At 39.9% G+C, this 24,900-nt stretch carries 22 protein-coding genes; 9 read left to right on the forward strand and 13 right to left on the reverse strand.

Translation table 11 applies throughout. The features are described from left to right. Positions 1-7: 7 nt before the first annotated feature. The 3 genes from purB (at position 8) to EV194_RS06905 (ending at position 4,479) form a co-directional block, all read left to right on the forward strand. Positions 8-1,363, forward strand: a complete 1,356-nt coding sequence (purB, locus tag EV194_RS06895) for an adenylosuccinate lyase (protein WP_132433309.1) — start codon at positions 8-10, stop codon at positions 1,361-1,363. A 375-nt stretch (positions 1,364-1,738) separates the two neighbouring features. Then, positions 1,739-3,562 carry an ABC transporter ATP-binding protein gene (locus tag EV194_RS06900; RefSeq protein WP_132433310.1) on the forward strand — a complete coding sequence of 608 codons (1,824 nt, stop codon included), beginning with the start codon at positions 1,739-1,741 and terminating at the stop codon, positions 3,560-3,562. Positions 3,563-3,804: 242 nt separating this feature from the next. Beyond that, positions 3,805-4,479, forward strand: a complete 675-nt coding sequence (locus tag EV194_RS06905) for a hypothetical protein (protein ID WP_132433311.1) — start codon at positions 3,805-3,807, stop codon at positions 4,477-4,479. Here the strand turns inward: EV194_RS06905 and EV194_RS06910 are convergent. Continuing rightward, on the reverse strand, positions 4,476-5,195 hold the full coding sequence (locus EV194_RS06910) for a (Fe-S)-binding protein (RefSeq protein WP_132433312.1): 720 nt from the start codon (positions 5,193-5,195) through the stop codon (positions 4,476-4,478). The two genes, EV194_RS06905 and EV194_RS06910, sit on opposite strands and share 4 nt — an antisense overlap. A gap of 115 nt (positions 5,196-5,310) precedes the next feature. Here EV194_RS06910 and EV194_RS06915 point away from each other — a divergent pair, with 115 nt between their 5' ends. Continuing rightward, positions 5,311-5,658 (forward strand): T9SS type A sorting domain-containing protein, encoded by a 348-nt coding sequence (locus tag EV194_RS06915; RefSeq protein WP_132433313.1) that lies wholly within the window; start codon positions 5,311-5,313, stop codon positions 5,656-5,658. Between the two features lie 4 nt (positions 5,659-5,662). Here EV194_RS06915 and EV194_RS06920 read toward each other — a convergent pair whose 3' ends face one another. Then, positions 5,663-6,046 carry a methionine-R-sulfoxide reductase gene (locus tag EV194_RS06920; protein WP_243699351.1) on the reverse strand — a complete coding sequence of 128 codons (384 nt, stop codon included), beginning with the start codon at positions 6,044-6,046 and terminating at the stop codon, positions 5,663-5,665. 521 nt (positions 6,047-6,567) lie between these two features. On the opposite strand from EV194_RS06920, the gene EV194_RS06925 reads away from it, so the two are divergent. From EV194_RS06925 to EV194_RS06935, 3 genes are all read left to right on the forward strand, one after another. Next, positions 6,568-7,440, forward strand: coding sequence for an electron transfer flavoprotein subunit beta/FixA family protein (locus tag EV194_RS06925; RefSeq protein WP_132433315.1), 873 nt, complete (start codon positions 6,568-6,570; stop codon positions 7,438-7,440). 84 nt (positions 7,441-7,524) lie between these two features. Continuing rightward, positions 7,525-8,544 (forward strand): electron transfer flavoprotein subunit alpha/FixB family protein, encoded by a 1,020-nt coding sequence (locus EV194_RS06930; RefSeq protein ID WP_132433316.1) that lies wholly within the window; start codon positions 7,525-7,527, stop codon positions 8,542-8,544. Positions 8,545-8,606: 62 nt separating this feature from the next. Then, positions 8,607-10,316: an acyl-CoA dehydrogenase family protein gene (locus EV194_RS06935; protein WP_132433317.1), complete on the forward strand. Its 1,710-nt coding sequence runs from the start codon at positions 8,607-8,609 to the stop codon at positions 10,314-10,316. Positions 10,317-10,426: 110 nt separating this feature from the next. On the opposite strand, the gene EV194_RS06940 is transcribed toward EV194_RS06935, so the two are convergent. The 11 genes from EV194_RS06940 to EV194_RS06990 all read right to left on the reverse strand — a co-directional run bounded on the left by EV194_RS06940 (position 10,427) and on the right by EV194_RS06990 (position 21,884). Beyond that, complete coding sequence (locus EV194_RS06940) at positions 10,427-11,167, reverse strand: nucleotidyltransferase family protein (RefSeq protein ID WP_243699352.1); 741 nt, start codon at positions 11,165-11,167, stop codon at positions 10,427-10,429. Positions 11,168-11,172: 5 nt separating this feature from the next. After that, a complete protein-coding gene (locus EV194_RS06945; protein ID WP_132433319.1) occupies positions 11,173-11,499 on the reverse strand; it encodes a cation:proton antiporter in 327 nt (108 codons plus the stop codon). Continuing rightward, positions 11,492-11,779 (reverse strand): monovalent cation/H+ antiporter complex subunit F, encoded by a 288-nt coding sequence (locus EV194_RS06950; RefSeq protein ID WP_132433320.1) that lies wholly within the window; start codon positions 11,777-11,779, stop codon positions 11,492-11,494. The genes EV194_RS06945 and EV194_RS06950 overlap by 8 nt, the downstream gene beginning before the upstream one ends. Positions 11,780-11,781: 2 nt before the next feature. Continuing rightward, the gene (locus EV194_RS06955; RefSeq protein ID WP_132433321.1) at positions 11,782-12,099 is read right to left on the reverse strand and encodes a Na+/H+ antiporter subunit E; all 318 of its coding nucleotides are present in this window, start codon (positions 12,097-12,099) and stop codon (positions 11,782-11,784) included. A 157-nt stretch (positions 12,100-12,256) separates the two neighbouring features. After that, entirely contained in the window at positions 12,257-13,750 is a 1,494-nt protein-coding gene (locus EV194_RS06960; protein WP_132433322.1) for a proton-conducting transporter transmembrane domain-containing protein, read from the reverse strand. Then, positions 13,747-14,100, reverse strand: coding sequence for an NADH-quinone oxidoreductase subunit K (locus EV194_RS06965; RefSeq protein ID WP_132433323.1), 354 nt, complete (start codon positions 14,098-14,100; stop codon positions 13,747-13,749). Before EV194_RS06965 ends, EV194_RS06960 begins: the two co-directional genes overlap by 4 nt. Further along, positions 14,088-14,516 carry an MnhB domain-containing protein gene (locus tag EV194_RS06970; protein WP_132433324.1) on the reverse strand — a complete coding sequence of 143 codons (429 nt, stop codon included), beginning with the start codon at positions 14,514-14,516 and terminating at the stop codon, positions 14,088-14,090. The genes EV194_RS06965 and EV194_RS06970 overlap by 13 nt, the downstream gene beginning before the upstream one ends. 2 nt (positions 14,517-14,518) lie before the next feature. Beyond that, positions 14,519-16,864 (reverse strand): hydrogen gas-evolving membrane-bound hydrogenase subunit E, encoded by a 2,346-nt coding sequence (gene mbhE / locus EV194_RS06975; RefSeq protein ID WP_132433325.1) that lies wholly within the window; start codon positions 16,862-16,864, stop codon positions 14,519-14,521. Between the two features lie 171 nt (positions 16,865-17,035). Continuing rightward, positions 17,036-18,466 (reverse strand): RapZ C-terminal domain-containing protein, encoded by a 1,431-nt coding sequence (locus tag EV194_RS06980; protein WP_132433326.1) that lies wholly within the window; start codon positions 18,464-18,466, stop codon positions 17,036-17,038. Positions 18,467-18,617: 151 nt separating this feature from the next. Next, positions 18,618-19,307, reverse strand: a complete 690-nt coding sequence (locus EV194_RS06985) for a DUF554 domain-containing protein (RefSeq protein ID WP_132433327.1) — start codon at positions 19,305-19,307, stop codon at positions 18,618-18,620. A 129-nt stretch (positions 19,308-19,436) separates the two neighbouring features. Continuing rightward, a complete protein-coding gene (locus tag EV194_RS06990) occupies positions 19,437-21,884 on the reverse strand; it encodes an AMP-binding protein (protein ID WP_132433328.1) in 2,448 nt (815 codons plus the stop codon). A 184-nt stretch (positions 21,885-22,068) separates the two neighbouring features. Between EV194_RS06990 and EV194_RS06995 the strand changes: the two genes are divergently transcribed. Next, positions 22,069-22,560 (forward strand): hypothetical protein, encoded by a 492-nt coding sequence (locus EV194_RS06995; protein ID WP_132433329.1) that lies wholly within the window; start codon positions 22,069-22,071, stop codon positions 22,558-22,560. Between the two features lie 72 nt (positions 22,561-22,632). After that, positions 22,633-24,879, forward strand: coding sequence for a TonB-dependent receptor (locus EV194_RS07000; protein WP_132433330.1), 2,247 nt, complete (start codon positions 22,633-22,635; stop codon positions 24,877-24,879). Positions 24,880-24,900 lie beyond the last annotated feature (21 nt).

The raw sequence follows: 24,900 nt of genomic DNA on the forward strand, positions 1-24,900 counted from the left end.
AAATATCATGCTCGACATTCAGTTACTTACTGCAATTTCTCCTATAGATGGACGCTACCGTACCAAAGTGGACGGCCTGGCACTTTATTTTTCTGAATATGCACTTATCCGTTACAGGGTAATGGTTGAAGTGGAATACTTTATCGCTCTTTGTGAAATCCCTCTAAAACAACTGGAAGAGGTGAACAAAAGCAAATTCGATGATTTGAGAAAAATTTATACGAACTTCCAGTTGGAAGATGCTGAAAGAATTAAAAGCATTGAAAGTGTAACAAATCACGATGTTAAGGCTGTTGAATATTTCGTTAAAGAGAAATTTGATGGTCTGGGCATGGATAAATTCAAAGAATTTATCCATTTCGGATTGACTTCACAGGATATAAACAACACATCTGTTCCGGCATCGCTACGTGATGCCGTTCACGACATCTATTATCCATTGCTGGAAGAACTCATCGGTGAACTTGAAAAATTTGCCGATGATTGGAAAGAGGTTCCCATGCTGGCAAAAACTCACGGACAGCCTGCCTCTCCCACCCGGTTGGGTAAAGAAATTAAGGTTTTCACCGAAAGGCTGAACACACAATTGGCATTGCTGAAAAGCATTCCCTGCTCTGCAAAATTTGGAGGTGCCACAGGTAATTTCAACGCGCATCATGCTGCCTATCCTGAAATTGACTGGGTTGATTTTGGAAACAACTTCCTCGGAAATTACCTGAAACTTGAGAGAGAGCAACTGACCACACAAATCAGCAATTACGACAATCTGGCTGCATCGTTTGATAACTTTAAACGAATCAACACCATTCTTCTTGATTTATGTCGCGACATGTGGACATATATCATGATGGAGTACTTCAAGCAAAAAATTAAGAAAGGTGAAGTTGGTTCCAGTGCCATGCCGCATAAAGTAAATCCCATTGATTTTGAAAATGCGGAAGGTAACCTGGGGATTGCAAATGCACTTTTCGACCATTTGGCAGCGAAACTGCCGGTTTCGCGTTTGCAGCGTGACCTTACCGACAGTACAGTTCTGCGAAATATTGGCGTTCCAATTGCTCATTCGGTGCTTTCCATTAAATCCATTCAAAAGGGGCTTAGCAAGCTGCTTTTAAATGAAGCAGCCATACAAAAAGACCTGGACGACAACTGGGCTGTGGTGGCAGAAGGTATTCAAACCATCTTACGTCGCGAAGGGTATCCAAATCCTTATGAGGCTTTAAAAGAGCTGACACGCACCAATGCAAAAGTTACGGCGCGCTCTTTGGCAGAATTTGTAGATACGTTGAACGTGAGCGACGAAATTAAAGAAGAATTGAAAATGCTTACACCACAAAGCTATACAGGTGTAAATCTGTATTAGTGTCAAGTCAACCATGAAATTACGGATTAGTATTGTGCATTAGGCGTGCCCCCTTGGGGGTTTGGAGTGAGCGATGGAGGTAAGTCAGATTTGACTTAACGTTAGTTTAAGAGTTGACAATTTATTTGAGAAAGCCTCAACCTGTATTTTATTGCATAACCCTTAAAAAGTTCAACCCCATTCGGGGTTGAAGTGTGTTTCGTGAAGTGCCGTGGGTTTTCACCTCTCGGTTATTGAAATTATGTCCTTTCAGGACATAAAAATCACGCATCAAAATATGTATCGCGCTTAAGGGCTTTTTCATATAAACCTATTGGATTAAGACTAAAACCAATTTTTCATAGTAGAATTAATATTACATTATATAAATTACCGATGAAGGACTTCCTATCCATAGCATTAAGATATCTCCCACCTTACAAGCATTTACTGGCACTAAACTTCATGTTTAACCTGCTGTCGGCCATTTTTGCTGTATTCTCTGTGGCATTAATGATCCCCATGTTGGAAATTATTTTGATGCAGGACAGTGAGGTATATGAATTGATGCCATGGACAATGGAATTTGATGCTCTAAAGAACAATCTCTATTATTATATTACATTATTAAAAGACAAATACGGGCCGGGTTGGTCGCTCCTATTTGTCGGTATTTTTCTTGTTACCGGAACACTCTTTAAAGTTCTAAATGCCTATATGGCATCATACACCAGCGTTGGAATACGTAACGGCGTGGTTCGCGACCTTCGTCACCAGATATACAATAAAATCCTAAATCTTCCCATGGGATTTTTCAGCGATGAACGCAAAGGCGATATCATTGCACGCAGCACAGGAGATGTGCAGGAAGTTGAAAACTCCATCATGTCGTCGCTAGATATGTTTCTGAAAAATCCTGTATTGATTCTGGTTTTTCTAACCACCATGATGATTTTCAGCGTGCAACTCACCATTTTTGTACTCGTGATTCTTCCATTTGCCGGGCTCATAATTGGCAGAGTTGGTAAAAGCCTGAAAAGACGCTCCATGAAAGGGCAGAATAAAATGGGCGACATCCTTGGTGTATTAGAAGAGACCCTCTCAGGCTTAAGAATTGTAAAAGCCTTTAACGCCGAAAAGCGAATGGGGAAAAAATTCGATGGCGAAATTGACGAGTACCGGTCAATTATGAACAAGTTGATGCGCCGCAGGGATTTGGCTCATCCAATGAGTGAGTTTTTAGGTACCATTGTAGTGGTTTTGGTGGTATGGTTCGGCGGAACTCTCATCCTGAACGAAGACAGCGGCTTACAACCCGCTGCATTTCTGGCTTATATCGGAATTTTCTACCAAATAATCAATCCGGCAAAAGCCTTCTCACAGGCTGTTTTCAGCATTCAAAAAGGATTAGCAGCTTATGAAAGAATCGACAAAATTCTTCAGGCAGATATCTACATCAAAGACAAAGAAAATGCAAGAGAGATTAGCCATTTAGGTAAAAATGTTGAATATAAGAACGTGACATTTTCTTATGGAGAACGTCCGGTTCTTAAGAATGTGAGTATTGAGATTCCCAAAGGAAAAACAATTGCGCTAGTGGGGCAATCAGGAAGCGGTAAATCCACGTTCGTGGATTTACTTCCAAGGTTTTATGATATTCAGCAGGGAACCATTTCCATTGATGGCATCGATATCAGAGACCTAAAAATTCTAGATTTAAGAAACCTCATGGGAAATGTGAATCAGGAAGCCATTCTTTTCAACGATTCTATATACAACAACATCACTTTTGGGGTTGAACATGCCACCATGGAGCAGGTTATTGAAGCAGCAAAGGTAGCCAACGCGCATGATTTCATCATGGAGACAGAAAACGGTTACGATACGGTAATCGGAGACAGAGGCAACAAACTATCCGGTGGTCAGCGGCAACGTTTAAGTATTGCACGAGCTGTTTTAAAAAATCCACCCATTCTTATCCTCGATGAAGCCACTTCGGCACTCGACACCGAATCGGAACTATTAGTTCAACAAGCGCTAGAGAACCTCATGGAGCACCGCACATCCATTGTGATTGCTCACAGACTATCGACCATTCACAACGCCGATAAAATTTGTGTTTTTCATGATGGAGAAATCGTAGAAACCGGAACGCACAATGAGTTAATCCAAAAAGACGGAATCTACAGAAAACTACACTCGCTACAAATGAGAGATTAAACTAAAATCAATCAAGTAATTACATCTCCTCAAACCACAGTGTAACAACACTGGCTGCGGCTACGTACAAACACATTATATATAAAGGCACAACTATTGTTGTAACTTTATACGTAGGGTCAAGTTAATCATAAAGTATTGTGCGTTTAGCGTCCCCCCTAGGGGGTTAGGGGTGAGCGTTGGAGACAATGCAGGTTTGACTTAACAATAATAACAAATCAACCAAACAAACCATTATCAATTTGATTAGAATTTTAATCATATCAATTCTCACTCTTTGTTTCACGATAAATGAAATAAACGGAGAAAATCCTGAACATGGCTGGTTCAAAACACCGGACACGACAATTTTAATGCCCAAGAAATGGGATATTCCCGAAAAACACCATCCACCGTTACAAGAAATTGTTCCCGATGTGCAGTCATTACACGACCAGAGAATCACTGTAAAATATGCTCATATTGGAACCACCATGAATGCACGGCCTACCATTTGGTCATTGATCTTCAGAAACAGGGATAACAGGCACTACATCATCCGTGTAAATAAAAACGAGGAGTTTGAGGGGGTACAGTACAATCCTGACATTCCCATGGAATCACGCATTGGCTTATGGATTCATGAGCTGATGCACATCAAGGATTACAACGACAGGGGATTTTTCGGTGTACTGGAACGAGGCTGGCAATATCTTTCCAAAAGAGGACGCGCTAAATTCGAATATGAAATCGACATGATGGTAATCGAAGCAGGATACCGGTACTACCTATACAGATGGGCTTACTATGTTTTGTACGATTCTAACGCCTCCGATGATTACAAGCAATACAAAAGAGATGTATATCTTACACCTGAAGAAATCCTTGGCGATATGGACGAATTGGGTTATGTACACATCCCTCTCTTCTTCTTTTAAAACGAAGCCAGCACTCTGGCAATATGGGCTGTTTTAATTGGCAGCTTGCGCTTTTCAATAATTGAATTTAAGTTTATAAAACAGGACGCCTCTGACGAAATAATATATTCAGCTCCGGTATTCAAGGCATGCTCCAGCTTTTGCTCGGCCATGGCCACAGAAACTGAAGGGAATTTAACCATAAAAGTACCGCCAAATCCACAACAGGTACCGGTTTCTGCCATCTCAATCAATTCCAGATTACTAACATTCGACAGTAATACTCGGGGTTCATTTTTTAATCCATAATCTCTGAGAGCTGAGCATCCATCATGATAAGTTACTTTATAAGAAAAATCAGCATCAAATGACGTGACTTTGAGATGATTCACTAAGAAATCTGTATATTCAAATACATTTATAACAACATTATTCAATCTCTGAAGAACATCAGGTTGGTTTTCAAAAATCTTACTGTAATGATTTTTAATAAAACCGGCACAAGACGCAGAAGGCACTATTATCGGTACATCGCCGGAAAAATCCGTGAGGAATTTTTCCGCCATTTTTTCTGAGTGTTTCCAGTAACCACTATTATAAAAAGGCTGTCCGCAACAAGTCTGTTCAGGATTGTAATTCACTTCCACACCGGCTTTTTCAAGGGTTTTTATCATATCAAAACCAATACGTGGAAACATTTCATTGATAAAACAAGGAATGTAAAGCTCTACTTTCATACAAAATTGTAAAAACAGCGTAAATTTAATAAATTGTTAAAGAGATTTATTAATGTAACCTTTTATTTAGTATTTTTGTAGAAGTATAAGGTATGCTTTTTGATAAGAATATATTATGAATAATTTTTACAATGTAATTCGTATAACTCTTGTATGTTTCTTTGTTTTGCTTTCAGCAAACAAAGTAACAGGTGCTACCTTTGATTTCAGCGAAGAACCGGCTGTTAAAACAACCGTTTCAGTCAACACCAATGGAGACATTGTTGTAAATAATCCTGACGAAGAAAATTATACCATACAGGTTTTTGACCTCACAGGAAAAGAGATTCTGCGTCGTGAAGTGATTTCAGAAATTGGAGCACAAACACTAAGCAGTTCATCGCTTCGGCGGGGTGTCTATTTGGTTCGTGTAACTCCTGCATCCAATGCTCCTTCAGCTACAATAAAAATCATGATCAGGTAAGCTCCTATTCTTCAATCTTTTTTTCCGGAATAAATACCATTGAAATGCTATTGACACAGTGTCGTGTGTTTTTAGGGGTAAATCCTTCGCCTTTAAAAACATGACCTAAGTGGCCATTACAATTGGCACACAGAATCTCCGTACGTCTTCCATCCGCATCAGGCAGTCGCTTAACAGCTCCTTCTATTTCATCATCAAAAGCTGGCCAACCGCAAAGCGCATCAAACTTATCGGTACTTCTGTACAAATGAGCATTGCATTGTCTGCAAGCGTAAACACCTTTTTCCCAATGGTCGTAGTATTCCCCTGTAAAAGGGCGTTCTGTGCCTTTATGTATAATTACACGAGTCTCTTCTACACTTAACTCTCTGAATTTAAATTCCCTCATAGTATTTTCTATTGAATCATTTTGACTAAAAACAGTAAACCACAAAATTTCAAATAGCAACAAACAAAATAGTTTCATAACGCTGTTTTCTTTTAAAACAAACCAATCAAAGTAAAGTTTCAGGAAACCATCCTGCCATATTTTCTAAAACTTAAGGGTTTGAAATCCTGGCAACTTAAGCATCATGTATTTGAATTATATTAGAATCAAAATTTCTCAAACCTGATATTGTTAAAAGCTAAAGCAGGCTTAATGAACTCATTTTATTTTTACTCTTTCTAAATTACACCTTAAAAACCAATTTACGGGTGTTAATTTTACTTACCTCAAAGCCAATTTTTCTTAATTATAACTGATTGTAAAATTGATTTTTACAATTAAACACGACAGGAATATTTCATAAAAACAAAACCAAACCAAAATTAATCACCTGTTTTACAGCATATTTATAAGTTGTGCAAATGCGCTCTTTTGTTATATTTGTGTTTCTCAAAATCAAATTAATACTTAAATTTTATAAAATGGGATTAAAGATTATTGTTCTTGCTAAGCAGGTGCCTGACACACGTAACGTTGGCAAAGATGCAATGAAAGCTGACGGAACTGTAAACAGAGCCGCGTTGCCGGCAATTTTCAATCCGGAAGACTTGAACGCCCTTGAGCAAGCATTGCGTTTGAAGGATAAGTATAAAGGATCCACCGTTACCGTATTAACCATGGGACCGGGACGCGCCGCCGACATCATACGCGAAGGGCTTTTCCGCGGGGCTGATGATGGTTATTTACTTACCGACAGAGCATTTGCCGGATCTGACACATTAGCTACCTCTTATGCAATTTCTTGTGCTATCAGAAAAATTAAATCATTTGATTTAATCATGGCTGGCCGTCAGGCCATTGATGGGGATACCGCTCAAGTAGGCCCACAGGTAGCCGAAAAACTCAATTTACCACAAATAACTTACGCTGAAGAAATTCTTAAAGCAGAAAAAGGAAAGATTCTTGTTAAAAGGCGTCTTGAGAGAGGTGTGGAAACAGTTGAAGGGCCATTGCCATGCGTCGTTACAGTAAACGGATCCGCAGCGCCTTGCCGCCCCCGTGCAGCAAAGCTTCTGATGAAATACAAACACGCTAAAACCATGAGCGAGAAACAGTCTCAATCAGAAGATTACATTGACATGAGTACCGACCGTCCATATCTCAACATAGCCGAATGGAGTGTAAATGACGTAGAAACCGATGACAAATGGCTGGGACTCACCGGTTCACCCACAAAAGTAAAGAAAATTGAAAATGTGGTATTCCAGGCCAAAGAGTCGAAAGTACTATCTGATTCTGATAAAGATATTGAGGAATTGATGAGGGAGTTAATTCTGAATCATACAATCGGTTAATCGTTTAAAAAATTGATACAGTGTAAAAAGCTGTACAAAAAAGCACCACGTGCTTTTTTGAAAAACCAGAAAACTTAATTACTCATGAACAACGTATTTGTTATATGTGAAATGGATGAGGGAAAAGTTGCCGATGTAAGCCTTGAATTGCTTACCAAAGGTCGCACCCTTGCCAATACGCTTAAATGCAAGCTGGAAGCAGTTGTTTTAGGCCATAAAATCAGCGGAATAGAAAAAGAAATCATCCCATATGGTGCCGATGTGGTTCACATTGGCGACGATGCAAGGCTAGCTCCTTACACTACCCTTCCACACTCTGCTGTTATTAACGGTTTATTTGCCGAAACAAAACCACAAATAGGTCTTTTGGGCGCCACTACAATGGGTCGCGATTTAGGACCGCGCGTTTCTTCTGCTTTGGTTAGCGGATTAACCGCCGATTGTACCGCCCTCGAAATTGGCGACCATGAGGACAAAAAAGCAGGCAAAAACTACAAAGACCTACTTTACCAGATTCGTCCTGCTTTTGGAGGAAACATTGTAGCCACCATTATCAATCCCGATTGCCGACCGCAAATGGCCACCGTACGCGAAGGGGTAATGAAAAAAGAGATTTTCTCTCCGAACCATAAAGGTGAAGTGAAAACTATTGATGTAAGCAAATACATCAAACCTGAAGATTTGGTAGTGAAAGTGATTGAACGCCACATGGAAAAAAGCCGTGTAAACATCAAAAACTCCTCCATCATTGTATCCGGTGGTTACGGCATGGGTTCCAAAGAGAATTTCAATGTTCTTTATGATTTAGCAGAAGCCATTGGTGCAGAAGTGGGTGCATCTCGTGCTGCTGTTGATGCAGGATATGCCGAACACGATCGTCAGGTAGGGCAAACTGGTATTACTGTTCGCCCAAAACTTTATATCGCTTGTGGTATTTCCGGACAGATACAGCACACCGCAGGAATGGAAGACTCTGCAATGGTCATTGCCATTAATAATGATGTTAATGCACCCATCAATAAGATTGCAGACTATGTAATTACCGGTGATGTTATGGAAATCATTCCTAAAATGATAAAGTTTTATAAGAAAAACAGCAAGTAAAACTTGCTGTCGCATTAATTATTAAGTTGTAACGAACCTCACGGTTCTAAACAAATAACAAAATGGCTAATTTTTTCACAGATAATACCGATCTCCTTTTTCATCTTCAACATCCGTTGATGAAGAAAATCGTAGCTCTTAAAGAGCGCGATTTTGAAGATAAGGACAAATTTGATTACGCCCCAATGGATTTTGAAGATGCAATGGACAGTTACGAAAAAGTGCTGGAAATTGTTGGCGAAATTTGTGGCGACATCGTAGCTCCCAACGCAGAAAGCGTTGACGCGGAAGGACCAAAAATTGTAAATAACGAAGTTATTTACGCCAAAGGCACGCAGGAAAACCTCGATGCATTGGTAAAAGCAGGTTTGATGGGAATTACACTTCCACGAAAATATGAAGGTCTTAATTTCCCAATTGTTCCTTACATCATGGCTGCCGACATCGTGTCCCGTGCCGATGCAGGATTTGTAAACATATGGGGGTTGCAGGACTGCGCCGAAACCATCAACGAATTTGCTTCTGAAGACCAGAAAGAGCGTTTTCTGCCAAGAATATCCAATGGCGAAACTGCCGCAATGGACCTTACTGAACCCGATGCAGGTTCTGACTTACAGGCGGTTCAACTAAAAGCCACCTACAACGAAAAAGATGGCAAATGGTATCTGAATGGTGTAAAGCGTTTCATCACCAACGGTGACGGACATGTTTCCCTGGTACTTGCTCGAAGTGAAGCCGGAACTACCGATGGTCGTGGTCTTTCTATGTTTATTTACGACCGCAACCATAAAAAAGTAACCATCCGCCGCATTGAGAATAAAATGGGTATCAAAGGTTCCCCTACATGTGAACTGGTTTTTAAAGATGCTCCTGCTGAATTGGTTGGACAAACAAGAATGGGTCTTATCAAATACGTTATGGCGTTGATGAACGGAGCTCGTTTGGGAATTGGAGCCCAATCGGTTGGAATTTCCGAAGCAGCCTATCGGGAAGCTCTTGCTTACGCCGAAGAGCGTAAGCAGTTTGGCAAGACAATTATTGAATTTCCTGCTGTTTATGAACTTCTGGCCACTATGAAAGCCCGTCTGGATGCATCCAGAACTTTACTGTATGAAACATCCCGCTATGTTGACATATACAAAAGCTATATGCACATCAGTGAAGAACGACAGCTCACCAAAGAAGAGCGTGCTGACATGAAATACTACCAGCGATTGGCCGATTTCTTTACGCCACTTTTAAAAGGAATGACCAGTGAATACTGTAACCAGTTGGCTTATGATTCGCTGCAAATACATGGTGGTAGTGGTTTTATGAAAGACTACCCCATTGAGAGAATTTATCGCGATGCACGTATTACCACCATTTACGAAGGGACAACCCAATTACAAGTTGTGGCAGCCATTCGGGGGGTAACTACAGGTTCCTATCTCGACAGAATTCGGGAATTTGAAGCCATGGCGATTAAACCTGAATTGCATGGTTTCCGCAGAACCCTAATTGGCATGACCGAAGAGTACGAAAAAGCCGTTCGCCAGGTAATGGAGGTAAAAGATAATGAATATCTTGATTTCCATGCCAGGAGATTGGTTGAAATGGCCGGACACATCATCATGGGATATTTGCTTTTACTGGATACCGAACGGGATGACAAATTCCGAACTTCAACGGAAATCTATGTCAGAATGGGACGATCAGAGAACCGTGCGAGAGCAGAGTATATTGCAAATTGTACAATTGATGATCTTGGCTTTTTTAAGCCGGCGCAGTAGAGCAAATGAATGAAAGATTAAAAGGGTTAACTGATAAATCCAGTTAACCCTTTTTAATTGTATGAAGATCAAAAGATACTGTTCTGCGAAAACCATCTTTAAAGAACTATTCAAAAGAATTTCTCCAATTGTTTCTTTGAAAGAGAAGCAATAAACTCATTCACCTTCTCCAATTTCTCAGGTGTGCCAATATCAAACCACTCGCCGCTCCAATCGTCCCACCCCTTTACCGGAAATGCTTTGGAGAGTTCTAAATATTCCGGAACAATAGGGAATGCTCCGGTTTTAGTTATTAAATCGAGCACCTCGTATTCAATGATGTGTATTCCGTTAAAACCATATTTTTCAGTTTGAGCAACTGTAATTGAAGTGGTGGTCTCTCCTGTTTTTGGATTACTCCAGCCACTTAACTGAAGTGTATCATCAAAATGCAAAAAACGGGATGCATCCCGTTTTTGAATCATCATTGAAACCAGGTTATCATTCTCAACATGATATTCAATCAGTTTTTCAATGGGAGCATTGGTCAACACATCCACATTGTAAATAAGAATTGGTTCTTCTTCATCAAACAACATTTGTGCATTTAGCAAACCGCCACCGGTATCCAGCAGTAGTTCACGTTCGTCGGAAATAAGGATTTCCATATTGCCTGCCGGATAATCCTTTAAGAACTTTATGATTTGTTCGGCGTAGTGGTGAACATTGATTACAACACGCTCTATTCCAATTCGGGACAACTTACGCAATGCAATCTCCAGCATGGTAAGTTCACCCACTTTCACCAATGCCTTTGGGCATTGGTTGGTATATGGCTTTAGCCGGGTTCCTTTTCCGGCTGCAAAAATCATGGCATTCATTCTTGTTCCTCCATCTCCTCGTGGGGAGTTTTACTTTCGGGGTCATATAACTTTAGCAAGGTAGAAATCTTTGCAACAACATGAGCAGAAATTGGAGATAAAAATATCAGCACATGAAAAATGATAAAAGTTTGTATGAGAACCCAAATGTTTAAAAACAGTAGATTCACCGCCACCAACATCAGCAACAATGCAAACGATGATACTTTGGTAACCACATGCATGCGTGCATAAAGATTATTAAACCTCAGGATTCCCACCGATGAAACCAGGATAACCATTGCCGCAATCAGAACCAATATGCCAATTATGATTTCAATCATTTTTAATTTTTCGTTTAAATAGATATCGGGTAATAATCATTGCACCAAAGGCCAATAAAAAGGAGCTCATTAATACAACATCCAGATATATCTGTTTTTCAGAATAGACTGCATAACACAGAATCATGCCCATAATGGTGAGTTCCATCTGGTCAAGAGCCACTATGCGGTCGGTAAGTGTAGGCCCCCTGAACAAGCGAAACATGGGGAACAGCATGGCAACTGTCATGATAAACATGGCAGCCTGAGATGCGTATTTTAAAAACTCGGATGATTCCATTTCTATGCTGATTTTAACAATAACCGTTCAATTCTTCCTGCAATGGTCAAAAATGTGTTCTCTCCTTTCATGTCCAGTAAATGGACATGAATAGTTTTATTATCCGGAGATAAATCGACCGATAATGCGCCCGGGGTCATACTTATCAGATTAAAAAAAAGAACCAGGTGCATAGGCCTTGTTATTTGTGTTTGATAATAAATGATACCGCCATTATCTCCGCGCGAGCCTTTTAATATAACCCAGGCAGCCAGCCAGCCGGAACGGACAATGGTATATCCAAAATACAAAAACAGGTATATAAAATAAAAAGCCTTCATTATTTTAGTTATTCTTTATCTTAATAGTTAGTACTTCTTTTTTAACTGCTTGACTATCTGGTACTCACAGGTTTGTTGTTGTGCTATTCAATCAGCTGATAATAAGATATTTTCTCACATCTAATATCTAATAATCTAAAAGTCTAACAATCTATTGTTATCTCGAAAAATTCAAAACTCTATCAATATACAACTCCGGATTCAACAAATCAACTGCCGCCTGTTCGCAATAGGTTACAATTGGCTGTGCCCACAACCCCATAGCCACAATTAAAATTGCCATAATGATTGATGCGGTCAGCATATATTGAGATTTCCGTTTTTTTTCTGGAATCTTTACAACCCGGTCTTTCGGAACATCTTTCCAAAATACCTCAAGCCATATTTTTACCATGCTGAACAGGGTAAACAAGCCAACAAAAAGAGCAATGAGGGCAACAACAATATAATTGGCTTCAATTCCGGCTTTGATTATCAGATATTTCCCAATAAATCCGCTTAAAGGTGGCAACCCTGCCAGACTAAAAGCGGAGATAAAAAACAAAACACCCCACACAGGACTCTCTTTATATACCTCGCCGAGCGTTTTCAGGTTAAGAGTTCCTTTCTGCCTTTTGACCCATCCGGCCACTAAAAATGCGTTGGTTTTGGAAAGCATGTTGTGCGCAAGAAAAAAAATGGCGGCAGCAATACCCGAAACAGTATAAAAACCCAACCCGATGACTACATATCCAACCTGACTGATAATGTGGAATGATAATATTTTCCGAAAATCGAATTGCGAGGAGGCCGCAAACACGCCAATAACCATGGATAAAACACCCATCCATAATATGAGTTGATTCCAGAAAGGTGCATCATGGTACAAAAACAGGGTATAAAAGCGAATGAGCGAATATATCCCAACCTTTGTCAGTAACCCGGCCAGTAAAGCTGAAACAGCCGGCGGAGGTGTATGATATGAAGCCGGCAACCAAAAGAAAAACGGCACTAAAGCACCTTTTATGGCAAAACTGACAACCATCAGAATAAGAGCAGGATTTAAATGCGTAAGCATATGGCTCTTTTCCGAAATAATTGCAGAAAGGTCGGCCATATTTAATGTTCCCAGGTTACCGTAAAGTAAGCCTACCCCGGAAACAAAAAACAGAGCTGATATTAAGTTAAGAATCAGATATTTAATTGAACCTTCCATTTGAGCACGCTCCCCTCCCAAACTCATAAGAATAAAAGATGACATCAGCATGACTTCATACCAAACGTAAAGGTTAAAAATATCTCCGGCAATGAAACTGCCATTAACCCCCATTAAAATTCCAAACGTAAAGAAAAAGTGCCCCGATTTCCTGCGCGCTTTATCCACGGACTGAGTGGCATATATCGTGACAAGAAAAAAGACAATGGCGGTCATGATTAGCATAAAGACACTAAATCGGTCGGCAACCAGTGAAATACCATAAGGAGCAGCCCAACCTCCAACCTGAACAACAATGATGTCTTTGAATTGAACAATTGGCAGCAATGCCAATGCCCACAACAGATTAAATGTGGCAAATAACACAGCCAACCGCGATTTTATGGACGCTTTTTTTATTAGCAACGCCAACAGAATATAGGTAAACGGCAGTAATATGTGAGCTAATAATATCATCGTTGGTCTGTGTTTTTTAAACTGTCCAAATCGTGTGTGCCGGTCACTTCAAAATAGCGATACTTTAAGGCAAGAATATATGCAGCAATACCCAAACCAATTACAATAGATTTAATTACTAGCACTTGCGCAACCGGGTCGTTTATCAGAGCCGGGTCTAATGTCTGCTCCCCATGGGGGATAAAAGCCACCTCGCTTTTTGTGATACCTCCGGCGAGAAATATTATTAGGTTGGCGGCATTGCTTAATACAAAAATCCCCAAAATAACCTTAACAATACTTCGGCGAAGGATTAAATAAACTCCGCATGAAAACATTAACCCTATAAATATCGCAATTATGAGTTCCATTTTAATACATCCATTATGGTTATTATAATTGAGAGTATAATTCCAATAACCGCCACATATACGCCAATATCGAACAACAAAGGCGTTCCAATATGAACATAAGAGGAAATTGAATCAGGTAATGTCATCCAAATGGATGTCATAGCAGGTTTTCCCCATATTAGTGGCAATACAACAGCTATAAGAATAATTAATAGTCCTGAACCAATCCAATTACGAGTGTTGTACCTCAGTGTTTTTTCTACAGCGGTAGAACCATATACAATGGCGTATAGAATAAAACCTGTTGAAGCAATGATGCCTGCAATAAACCCCCCACCCGGTTCATTATGTCCACGCAACAAAAGCCATACAGAAACAATCAGAATGGCTCTGAGATAGATGATTGCAATTTTTTCGAGAATTAAATTCCTCATTTTTATTCTTTTTTTTCCTCTTTCTTTTTTAATCGTTGTATCTGAAACCTAAAAAGTGAGAACACCCCGGCAGCAGCCATGGTAATTACAACCATTTCGCCTAACGTATCAAGGCTTCTAAAATCTATTAATATGGTATTGATGATGTTTTTCCCATGTGCTAGGGTGTAACTGTTTTCTACGAAAAAATCTGATACCCGCGAATCGGGTTTTATTAATTGTGCCTTCAGCACAATTAAAGTCACAAAAGCGCCTACAGCAATGGAAATAATTCCATCCCTGATTCGAGATGTTTTGGATGAAAGAATTGCGAATCTCGGCAAGTAATAAATCACCATCACAAAAACAATCATGATAATGGTTTCAACCAAAAACTGAGTAATGGCCAAATCTACTGCCCCATAAAACAAGTAAAGCATTCCAATTCCGTAACCAATCACACCCATTGCCAAAATTGCCGACAAACGGGTTTTCGCGAAAACAGCAAAAATCACCGATAGCGAAGCAATAAAAAGAAGCAGAGCCACATGCCATTTTACGGGAGAAAATCCACTTTCAGGCAATGTTACCTCTGTAATTCGAAACTGTTGTAATGAAATTAAAGCAATGGTTACCAGGAAGAATGTTAACAGGTAAAATCTGTGATAACCATGCTGAATTCTTCGTGTATTTTTTGATGCCAGATAAATGTAATAATTAATCACACTGGTAAAAAGTGTAGGCAGATGATACCTGTCCAGCCAATTAATAAATGTCGAGATAACTCGGTTAACAGGTTTTCTGAAAAGAAATATTGCCACTCCGCAAAAAATGGTGAAAATACTCAGCATCAATACCTGATTAAAGCCATGCCACAGCCGAAGTTTAATCTCCATGGAATGTCCCTGAATATAATAGAGAGCATTTGACAGAATGTTTTCAAGAAAACGAGGAGACATTCCCAATCCCAAGCCTAAAATAGCCAACAGAACAGCCCCGGCTAAAAAAGTCACAGGAAATTGCCTTTCATGGTATTTGAATTTAGTGGCTGGTTTGTTTTTATTGAAAACAAACAACTCATAAAACACGGTAATGGAAACAGCCACCATCAAAATATTGGCTCCTACTCCCAATGGAAGAACAATCCATGAAATTCCCGGAGCCTGAATCTGCGCCTCATACACAAGTTCCTTTCCCACAAAACCGAGCATAGGAGGCAAACCGGCCATTGAAATAACAGCAAGTAATGCAGCAATGGCAGTTACAGGGATGCCTCTGAAGAGTCCGTTGAGTTCATAAATATCCCGACTACCTGTGCTTTTATCAATTATTCCCGCAATCATAAACAATCCACCTTTGTAGAGGCCATGAACAATAAAAAAAACTATGGCAGCTTTAATCGAATTCGGAGTATCTATTCCAATCAGCAATACCATAGTTCCCAATGCGCTGATGGTGGTAAAGGCCAATATTCTTTTTAGGTCGCGCTGCCCCATGGATAAAAAGGCTCCTAAAAACATAGTAATTCCTCCGGTCAGAATCAGCAGGTACTTCCATGCAACCGTTCCGCCAATGACAGGATAGAGACGTAACAGAAGAAACACTCCGGCATTTACCATGGTGGCACTATGAAGATATGCACTTATGGGTGTAGGTGCCTGCATGGCTCCAGGCAACCAAAAATGAAAGGGAAATTGAGCCGATTTGGTAATAGCGGCAAGCAAAACCAAAGACAAAATCAGGTAGTAATGGGGATGATTTCCAAGGTGGATGCTGTAATTTATCAATTCACTTATGCGATAAGTACCAGTAATGTTTCCGGTTAATATAATGGCAAACAACAAACACAAGCCTCCAAATGCGGTAATCAGCAAAGCCTGTAGCGAGGCCTGACGAGACTTTTCTAAGTGATGGTCAAAGCCTATAAGAAAAAATGAGGCAACACTGGTCAATTCCCAAAAAACGAAAAGAACAAAAAGATTATCGGCAAAAACCAAGCCCGTCATTGCCCCCATAAATAATGTAAGATAGGTGTAAAAATGGGGTTGACGGTCGTACTTTGCCATATAATACGAGGAAAAAAGCAAAATAAGGAAACCAATTCCACTGATTAGCAGGCCAAAAATGATGCTTAATCCATCCAGCCGGTAAGAGAATTCCATGCCCGACAAGAAGCCCCAGGTAGAATCTAAAATAATAGATTCTCTGGAACCGATGCTTAAAAGTTCGAGGAGAAGAACAATAAAAATGACTAATGGGAGAACAGACAGAACGACTCCTGTCCGCTTTTTAAGAACGGGATATATAAAAGGTACTAGTACACCAACTAAAAACAATAAACCAATAAGCAACAGTAAAATATTACCCATACGCTACAATTCAGTATTTTTAAGTTTTTCTGCCTGACACAAACGCTCCTTTTTCTTCGCAAAATTGCCACATTTTTTACACGAAAACTTATGGGTGTCCTTTTGTTTAGGCGTTTTATCTGTATCACATTTTTTCTTTCCCATTCAGGTAATATTACACTTTAATGTGTTCTAACTTCTCATCTCCTGCTCTACATGCTTAAGTTTTATTTTTACGGGATGGGAGCTTTTAAGATGCGCTGCCAGTTGTTCTGCACAATAAACAGAACGATGCTGACCTCCAGTACAACCAAAATTCACCATTAAATGTTTAAACCCTCTCTCAAGGTATTTCCTGACAGATTGTTCCACCATAACATACACGTTTTTTAAAAAATCGTGCATTTCCGGTTCCTTTTCAAAGAAAGCAATCACCTCCGGGTCTTTACCCGTTTTGGTTTTATAAGCTTCGTATCGCCCGGGGTTATGTATTGCCCTACAATCGAACACAAATCCACCTCCGTTCCCCGAAAAATCAATGGGGACTCCTCGCTTGTATGAAAAACTATTGATGGTAACAGTTAATGTAGGTTCTTCAGCTATTTGCTGAAGAAACCGCGATTCGGTAACAGATTGAAGAGCTTCACATAAAGCGGGAAAACGGGTTTTAAATCCAACAATATCCAGAACATCACTCAAATTACGAAGTGCGTAGGGAATGCTTTTCAAAAAATGCTCTTTCTTCTCATAAAAGCCTCGAAAACCATATGCACCCATGGCCTGCATAATCCTAATCAAAACATATCCGTAAAAATGCGAACGAAAATTCTTTTCATTCATCTTTTCTTTACGGGACAAAACCATGATATAATAATTCAGCAACTCCTCCCTAAATGCATGGGGGAGGTCTGCTTTAGCATCGAATAAAAGTGAAGCCAGGTCATATTGCAAGGCTCCTTTTCTCCCTCCCTGGTAATCGATAAATGCAGGCACATTTTCATCCACCACCATCACGTTTCTGCTCTGAAAATCCCTGTAAAGAAAATAATCACAATCGGCTTCCAAAAGATAATCTGAAAAACGATTAAAATCGTCTTCCAGTAATTGTTCATCAAATGGAATTTTTGCCAGCTTCAGGAAATAATATTTAAAATAGTGCAAATCCCACATCATGGATTGCTTATCGAAACTTGCACGTGGATAGGCAAAGCCAAAATCAAGATGACGACCCTGAATCTGAAATTCCACAAGTTGCTCAATGGTTTTTTTATAAAAATCGACAATGTTCGCAGGGATTTCATTTTCTCTGCGAGCAGTGCTAAGCCAGTCAAAAAGTGTGGTATTTCCGAAATCTTCAAGCAAGTAACAATCCAACTCTGCATCTACAGCATATATTTCGGGAATCCGCAAGCCCTTTTCGTAGAAAAAACGACTGAATTCAATAAATGCACGATTTTCTTTTACATCGGAATTGATGGCTCCCAAAACATTGTGAGATTTGCCGGTTATCCTGTAATAAACCCTGTATGAACCGGAAGTCGGGAGCTGAGAAATGGACTCAATAGGTTCGCCCGCCCATTGCGTATATAATTCTTTTAACCTTTCGTAAACAGGCAATTCCATTTTTTGGGACATAATAAAAGACAATAGACCGTTAGACGTTTAGTCCCGAGACATTCGGGAATAGATTCGCAATACCACCAGCTATGTTCAAACAGACTAAGGTAAAATTAAATCATAGTTTTACTTAGTTCTGCTTAAATTTACTTTATTGCTATGCAAAATAACGGCCACAAATATATGCAAAAATCACAGCGTATAATAGAGCAGGTAATAAATCCATCACCCGCACTTTTATAATTTGTAAAATATTTAATGCCAAACCACATAAAAGAACACCACCAGTGGCTGAAACTTCATTTATTACCAACTCGTTGGCAAAATCGCCAAAATAGATAGCGAACAGCATAATTCCTCCCTGAAATAAAAAAAGCGGTATTGCAGAAAACAGAACTCCAATTCCAAGTGCTGACGATAGAGCGATGGAAGAAAATCCATCAAGAACCGATTTGGTTAACAGAAGTTCGTAACCTTGTCCCAAACCTTCGTCCAAGGCACCCAGAATGGCCATCGCACCCATGCAGTAAAGTAAAAAAGCCGTTGTTAGACCTTCGGAGAAGTTTCCCCCGGTTTTGCTAAATCGCCCTTTTATGCGATTTGACCATTGCTGCACCCTGAGATTGATGTCCAGCAAGCCTCCCGTAATTCCTCCAAAAAGCAAAGACAAAACAACAACAATCAACCATTCACTTTTCAGAAACATATAAACCCCGATGCAAAAAGTTACCAGTCCAATTCCCTGAAAAACGACATCAATAACTTTTTGGGGTAGTTTTTTCTTGAATGTCAACCCTATGATACTTCCTGCAATTACAGCAGCAACATTGATTAGAGTACCGGTCATTCTGAACAGATTTGAGAATGTTTATATTAGATTATTAGATACTAGATTTATAGAACGATAGACAAGACAAAAAAGAAAACCAGTTAAATATAATCATCTTGAATCTAATATTCTAATTCTCTAATTTAGCTACTCACCTGCCATATTTTCGGCAATTCTGGTTCGTACAGCATTTGTTATATGTTCATAACTGTTATCGCCGGGATACACCGGCTGTAAAAATTCCACCCGCACTTTTTTCCAGAAGCGCGGAAAGATACTTCCCTTAGGCAAGGCGTCATAAGCTCCTTCAATGGATACAGGAACAACAGGAATATTTAATTCCCGACTTAAAATAGCGAATGTTTTTTTAAACTCTCCCAAACGACCTGATTCACTTCGAGTTCCTTCAGGGAATATGATAAGGTTTCTTTCTCGTTTCAGAACTTCAGCCATTTTTTGAATAGATTCCTTTAGATTCCGATTTAAATCCACCACAATGACATTATTCCGATTGGCCAAAAATTTGAGAAATGGCTTTTTAACGTGCTGAGCTTTGGCGTAAAAGTAGGTCTTGCGAATTTGTCTTGTCCGTAATAATGCAGATACAAACAAACCGTCAAAATAACTTTGGTGATTCGGAGCTATGATGCAAGGTCCGGCAGGTATGTTTTCAACTCCACGGGAACGAAAACGGAAAAACAGATGAAAAAAGAATCGGGATAACCTCATCATAATCCGGGTTGAAAACCATGACACCGGCAATTTAAAACTAACCTTTTCGCGAATAATATCGGTCCAGTTTATTTTACCATCTTCCATTTTGGTTTTTTTCTCCGATACATGGTTCACCAATTTTTCAACTGTACCAAAACCGCTCAATTCAGCGGCTTCTATATCAACACCAAAATTCTGATTGATATACACCTGCAACCCTACTTTGTCCAAAGAATCCATTCCCAGGTCAAGTTCCAGATGATGTTGCGGGTATACCTTCTTATTTTTTTCGGAGGCAATAAAACCGGCTATCATTTCAAACTCTTCGGATAATTCACCGCCTTCAAAAGCTTTTTCGGATTCATCCACGGTTGCAAAATCAGCAAGTTTAAATCTTTGCAGCTTACCAAGCCTTGTGCGAGGCAATTCTTCCCCTGTAATATAAAATCGCATGATTTTTTTATAGGAAGAGACCGCTTTATTAAGTGGTTCAATCACGTCGGACTGAATACGAGCATGCAAATCGTTCCCGGATAAATCCTCGGGAAGAATAACTGCATGCAACTGGTCCTCACTTAGAAAAACTCCACAATCACGTATCAGCTCAGATGTGAGAATCTTCTCCTCAAGTTCCACCGGATTGATGTTCTTTCCGTTGGAAAGAACAATGATTTCTTTTTTACGCCCTGTGATATACAAATATCCTTCATCATCAATATATCCAAGGTCGCCCGTGTACAACCATCCATCTTTCAAAACCTGCGCGGTTTCCTCAGGCCGGTTGTAGTAACCTTTCATAATATTTTTTCCCTTGGCTATAATTTCGCCGTCCACAACTTTGAGAGTCGTTCCAGGCAAAGCCTGCCCCGGCGAACCAATGCGAACCTTTCCGGGACGCGTGAAAGTCAGCATCGGTGCAGATTCAGTCATACCAAAACCTTCAAGAACCTCAAATCCTAAAGTCTGAAAATCACCACCAACTAACGGGTCGAGCGATGCACCACCGGAAACCAGGTGTTTTAAATGCCCACCAAACTTCTTGTGGACTGTGCCAAAGATTTTTCTTGAGAAAGCAGGCGAATTAACTCTTTTTGCCAAAGCAAAAAGAGTTTTGGCAATGGCACTTTTATTTATTTTATCAACAATTCCTTTACGAATGGCAGCGTACAATCGCGGCACTCCAATCAAAATGGTAATCTGATTTTGCTGTAAAGTATTGATGATATCTTCCGATGTCATGGACGGACTGATGGCCACTCGGCCTCCGACATACATGGGAGCCACCATGGTGCCAAGCAAAGGAAAAATATGGTGAAGCGGCAACAAAACCATCACCCTGGAATCTCGTGTATAAATAGGAATGATGTCTGCGACAGCTGTAACATTGGTCAATAAATTTTCATAGCTCAGCATAACTCCCTTTGGACTACCGGTGGTACCGGAAGTATAGATAATAACAGCAGTATCATCAGGATTAACTTCGGGGAAATCATTGTCGGATATTTGTTCCGGCTGAAAAGCATCATGCTGGTCAATCTCTACAATTTTGGTAATGATACCGGACATTTCAACGGCTTTTTCTGCATCAGCTCGTTTTTGTGCCGAAACAAATACTACAGAAGGCGAAGAATCCTTCAAGATATAGGAAACCTCTTCGACCGTAGCCATAAAATCAATGGGAATGGCTGTTCCGTTTTTTTTCCAAATGGAATAAAATGCATAAAACCATCCGGGACGATTTTCTGAATATATAACTGCATGTTCGCCCTTACCAATATCGTAAAGCGAAGAAAAGAGTTCTATTTTACCAAAAAAGTTAGAGTAGGTTATTTGTTCGTTGCCATATGATATAGCAACTTTGGAGCCATGATTTTTCAGCATAAATAAAAATTAAAAACGAATTGCAAAAATAGTAAAATCATATGATTTAACGCACACAACCGTCATATCCTTTAAACAATTATCAGTCCAACAATGTTTTATACAAAACAGGGCTGCATTTTTAACTTAACTTTAACATGCTAAGCGCATAATTTCAAAACAATTTACGTAATATTGTACTTGTATGAAAGGTTTAAACCAAATATTGTCCTACGTAACACTGGCATTCTTCGTGCCGGCAATAATAGGTTTCGCCCTTATTCATCATTACTGTACCGGTTGCGAATGTCAGAAAAACGAAACTACGTTCATTTTTCTTACGCTCGATTCTGACAGCAAGGATTTATGCCAAAGTTGCGATGTAACATCAGCAGACAGTTGTTGTTCCGTTGAAAAAAATCACGAAAATCAGCATGGATGCAATGACCTCGACAGTGAGCATGAGCATAAAAGCGATGTAAACCTCAAGAAACTGGATGAGCCTACCACCTTCCCATCGGTAAAACCATTGCCTAATCCCGTTGAAATTGAAAATATGTTCATGATTTCTGCTTTGTTTCTTGCGGAAAATGATATTAAAATTATCTACGATTCAAATTATGCCAATGGTCCACCGGATTTTGGTGTAAAAACCTGTAATCAACTACTTACATTGAATTGTGTTTTCAGATTATGATGATGCATTCATATGCTGCGGCATTTGATTTCTCTACTTTATGCATTATCAACTTGAAAACACATTGTAAAAATGAAATCTATATTTCTTCTGCTTATATTCTCAGTTAGCATATCTGTTCAGGCACAGCAGTATGTTTCGGGAAAAGTATTTGACAAAAGCAATGGCCGGAACGAGGCCATTGCCGGAGCAAATCTGCACTGGTCAGGGACTTCCACAGGAACATCGACCGACCATAATGGATTCTTCTCTATCCCTTTCAAAACCGACAATGGCCAACTGGTAGTCAGTTTTGTTGGTTTAAAACCGGATACAGTCCGGATATCCTCACCCGCTGAGAATCTTGAACTATTTCTCACCGATGAAACCGAACTGGATGAAGTAATCATAGCAGCAAGGCAACCTGGAACTCACATTTCACGGTTAAACCCCATAACAACCGTAAATATAACGAGTGCAGAACTTTGCAAAGCAGCGTGTTGCAGCCTGGCCGAAAGTTTTGAAACAAACGCTTCTGTTGATGTGGCATACACCGATGCCGCTACGGGAGCCCGGCAGATTCAACTTTTAGGTTTGTCTGGAACTTACGTTCAAATGCTGACCGAAAACATGCCAAACAGCCGAGGTTTATCCAACTCCTTTGGTCTCGACTTTGTTCCCGGGCCCTGGATGGAGTCCATACAGGTATCAAAAGGAGCTGCATCTGTAACAAATGGTTATGAATCACTTACAGGACAAATAAACGTGCAGTACAAAACACCGGCCACTTCCGAAAGGCTGTTCGTTAATGGGTTTACCAGTTCCAGCGGCAGGTTCGAATCCAACGTTAACGGATACTTTGACCTGAACAACCGATGGTCAACAGCAATTTTGGCCCATGCATCAACCGACTCACAAAAAAATGACCATACCGACAATAATTTTCTGGATGAACCACTTACCACCCGGTATGTTTTTCTAAATAGATATGAATTCAGGCCTTCTCCAAACATCTTTACCCAATTTGGAATAAAGATTCTGGATGAAGAGCGCACCGGTGGTCAGATGGATTTCAATCGCAATACCAGTCCATTTTCGCAAGATGCATACGGAATAACCGTTGATTCACGCAATTTCCAAGGATTCTTTAAAACTGGGTATATCTTCCCGGGAAACGAGGAGCAAAGCGTGGCCATCGTAACAAACTTCACCCACTACGACCATGAATCCATGTATGGACGAAGATTCTACGATGCAACTCAGAACTATTTTGCCGGAAACCTTATTTTTTCATCTTACTTTACCGATGCAGAAAGACATCGATATACTACCGGTATAAGTTATATGTATGATGAGTTAAGAGAGTCACTTTATGGTGACATCAACAGCGATGCGATTCCGCACGGAAATCGCATCGAACAGGTTGGAGGCGCATATTTTCAGTACACTTACACCCTACCCGAGCGGTTAACTTTGTTAACCGGGTTCCGTGGCGACCATCACAACATGTATGGCACTTTTTTCACACCAAGGGTTCATATTCGTTACACACCTCACGAGAATTATGTCATCAGACTTTCAGGAGGAAGAGGTTATCGCACACCAAACACATTGGCAGAGAACAACCCGATTCTGGCCTCATCCCGCGCCATCTATATTGCCGATGCCATAACCCAGGAAAAAGGGTGGAACTATGGAATCAACCTGACCAATTACATCAATATTGGATTGCGTGAAATAACTCTGAACCTTGAATACTATCGTACAGAATTTTCCAATCAGCTGGTGATGGATTTAGACAGAGCCTACAACGAGGTTCATTTTTATAACTTGGATGGGAAATCATACTCCAACGTATTCCAGATTGAAGCATTTACTGAAATATTCAGAGGTCTAGACATGGTTGCTGCCTGGCGTGTAAACGATGTAAAAATAACAACCAATGAAACTTTGCAACGCAAAGCATTACAGAGCAAATACCGAGGAATGCTTAATTTTTCCTACGCAACACCGTTACCACGTTGGCAATTGGATTTCACAACTCAATTCAACGGCCCCGGCAGAATTCCGGAACAAAACCCACATGTGAACCATGAACACATGAATATGACAGACAGATTTGGTTCATATCAGATTTACAATGCACAAATCACTCGTTATTTCAGAAACTGGGACTTTTACCTGGGAGCTGAAAACATTGGAAACTTTAAACAACACAACCCAATTGTAGACCCGCAAAATCCATTTGGAGACAACTTTGACAGTTCTTTGGTTTGGGGACCGCTGATGGGAAGAAAATTCTATTTTGGATTTAGATACAGAATTAACAGAGATGCATAAAAGCTGTTTAAATTTTATATT

Source organism: Natronoflexus pectinivorans (assembly GCF_004345615.1).
Lineage (GTDB): Bacteria > Bacteroidota > Bacteroidia > Bacteroidales > Marinilabiliaceae > Natronoflexus > Natronoflexus pectinivorans.

Bases quoted from the DNA above. Each gene is read 5' to 3' on its own strand.
- purB (WP_132433309.1), top strand. From the start codon at position 8: ATGCTCGACATTCAGTTACTTACTGCAATTTCTCCTATAGATGGACGC.
- EV194_RS06900 (WP_132433310.1), top strand. From the start codon at position 1,739: ATGAAGGACTTCCTATCCATAGCATTAAGATATCTCCCACCTTACAAG.
- EV194_RS06910 (WP_132433312.1), bottom strand. From the start codon at position 5,195: ATGAAAGTAGAGCTTTACATTCCTTGTTTTATCAATGAAATGTTTCCA.
- EV194_RS06915 (WP_132433313.1), top strand. From the start codon at position 5,311: ATGAATAATTTTTACAATGTAATTCGTATAACTCTTGTATGTTTCTTT.
- EV194_RS06920 (WP_243699351.1), bottom strand. From the start codon at position 6,046: ATGAGGGAATTTAAATTCAGAGAGTTAAGTGTAGAAGAGACTCGTGTA.
- EV194_RS06925 (WP_132433315.1), top strand. From the start codon at position 6,568: ATGGGATTAAAGATTATTGTTCTTGCTAAGCAGGTGCCTGACACACGT.
- EV194_RS06930 (WP_132433316.1), top strand. From the start codon at position 7,525: ATGAACAACGTATTTGTTATATGTGAAATGGATGAGGGAAAAGTTGCC.
- EV194_RS06935 (WP_132433317.1), top strand. From the start codon at position 8,607: ATGGCTAATTTTTTCACAGATAATACCGATCTCCTTTTTCATCTTCAA.
- EV194_RS06940 (WP_243699352.1), bottom strand. From the start codon at position 11,167: ATGATTTTTGCAGCCGGAAAAGGAACCCGGCTAAAGCCATATACCAAC.
- EV194_RS06945 (WP_132433319.1), bottom strand. From the start codon at position 11,499: ATGATTGAAATCATAATTGGCATATTGGTTCTGATTGCGGCAATGGTT.
- EV194_RS06950 (WP_132433320.1), bottom strand. From the start codon at position 11,779: ATGGAATCATCCGAGTTTTTAAAATACGCATCTCAGGCTGCCATGTTT.
- EV194_RS06955 (WP_132433321.1), bottom strand. From the start codon at position 12,099: ATGAAGGCTTTTTATTTTATATACCTGTTTTTGTATTTTGGATATACC.
- EV194_RS06960 (WP_132433322.1), bottom strand. From the start codon at position 13,750: ATGATATTATTAGCTCACATATTACTGCCGTTTACCTATATTCTGTTG.
- EV194_RS06965 (WP_132433323.1), bottom strand. From the start codon at position 14,100: ATGGAACTCATAATTGCGATATTTATAGGGTTAATGTTTTCATGCGGA.
- EV194_RS06970 (WP_132433324.1), bottom strand. From the start codon at position 14,516: ATGAGGAATTTAATTCTCGAAAAAATTGCAATCATCTATCTCAGAGCC.
- mbhE (WP_132433325.1), bottom strand. From the start codon at position 16,864: ATGGGTAATATTTTACTGTTGCTTATTGGTTTATTGTTTTTAGTTGGT.
- EV194_RS06980 (WP_132433326.1), bottom strand. From the start codon at position 18,466: ATGGAATTGCCTGTTTACGAAAGGTTAAAAGAATTATATACGCAATGG.
- EV194_RS06985 (WP_132433327.1), bottom strand. From the start codon at position 19,307: ATGACCGGTACTCTAATCAATGTTGCTGCTGTAATTGCAGGAAGTATC.
- EV194_RS06990 (WP_132433328.1), bottom strand. From the start codon at position 21,884: ATGCTGAAAAATCATGGCTCCAAAGTTGCTATATCATATGGCAACGAA.
- EV194_RS06995 (WP_132433329.1), top strand. From the start codon at position 22,069: ATGAAAGGTTTAAACCAAATATTGTCCTACGTAACACTGGCATTCTTC.
- EV194_RS07000 (WP_132433330.1), top strand. From the start codon at position 22,633: ATGAAATCTATATTTCTTCTGCTTATATTCTCAGTTAGCATATCTGTT.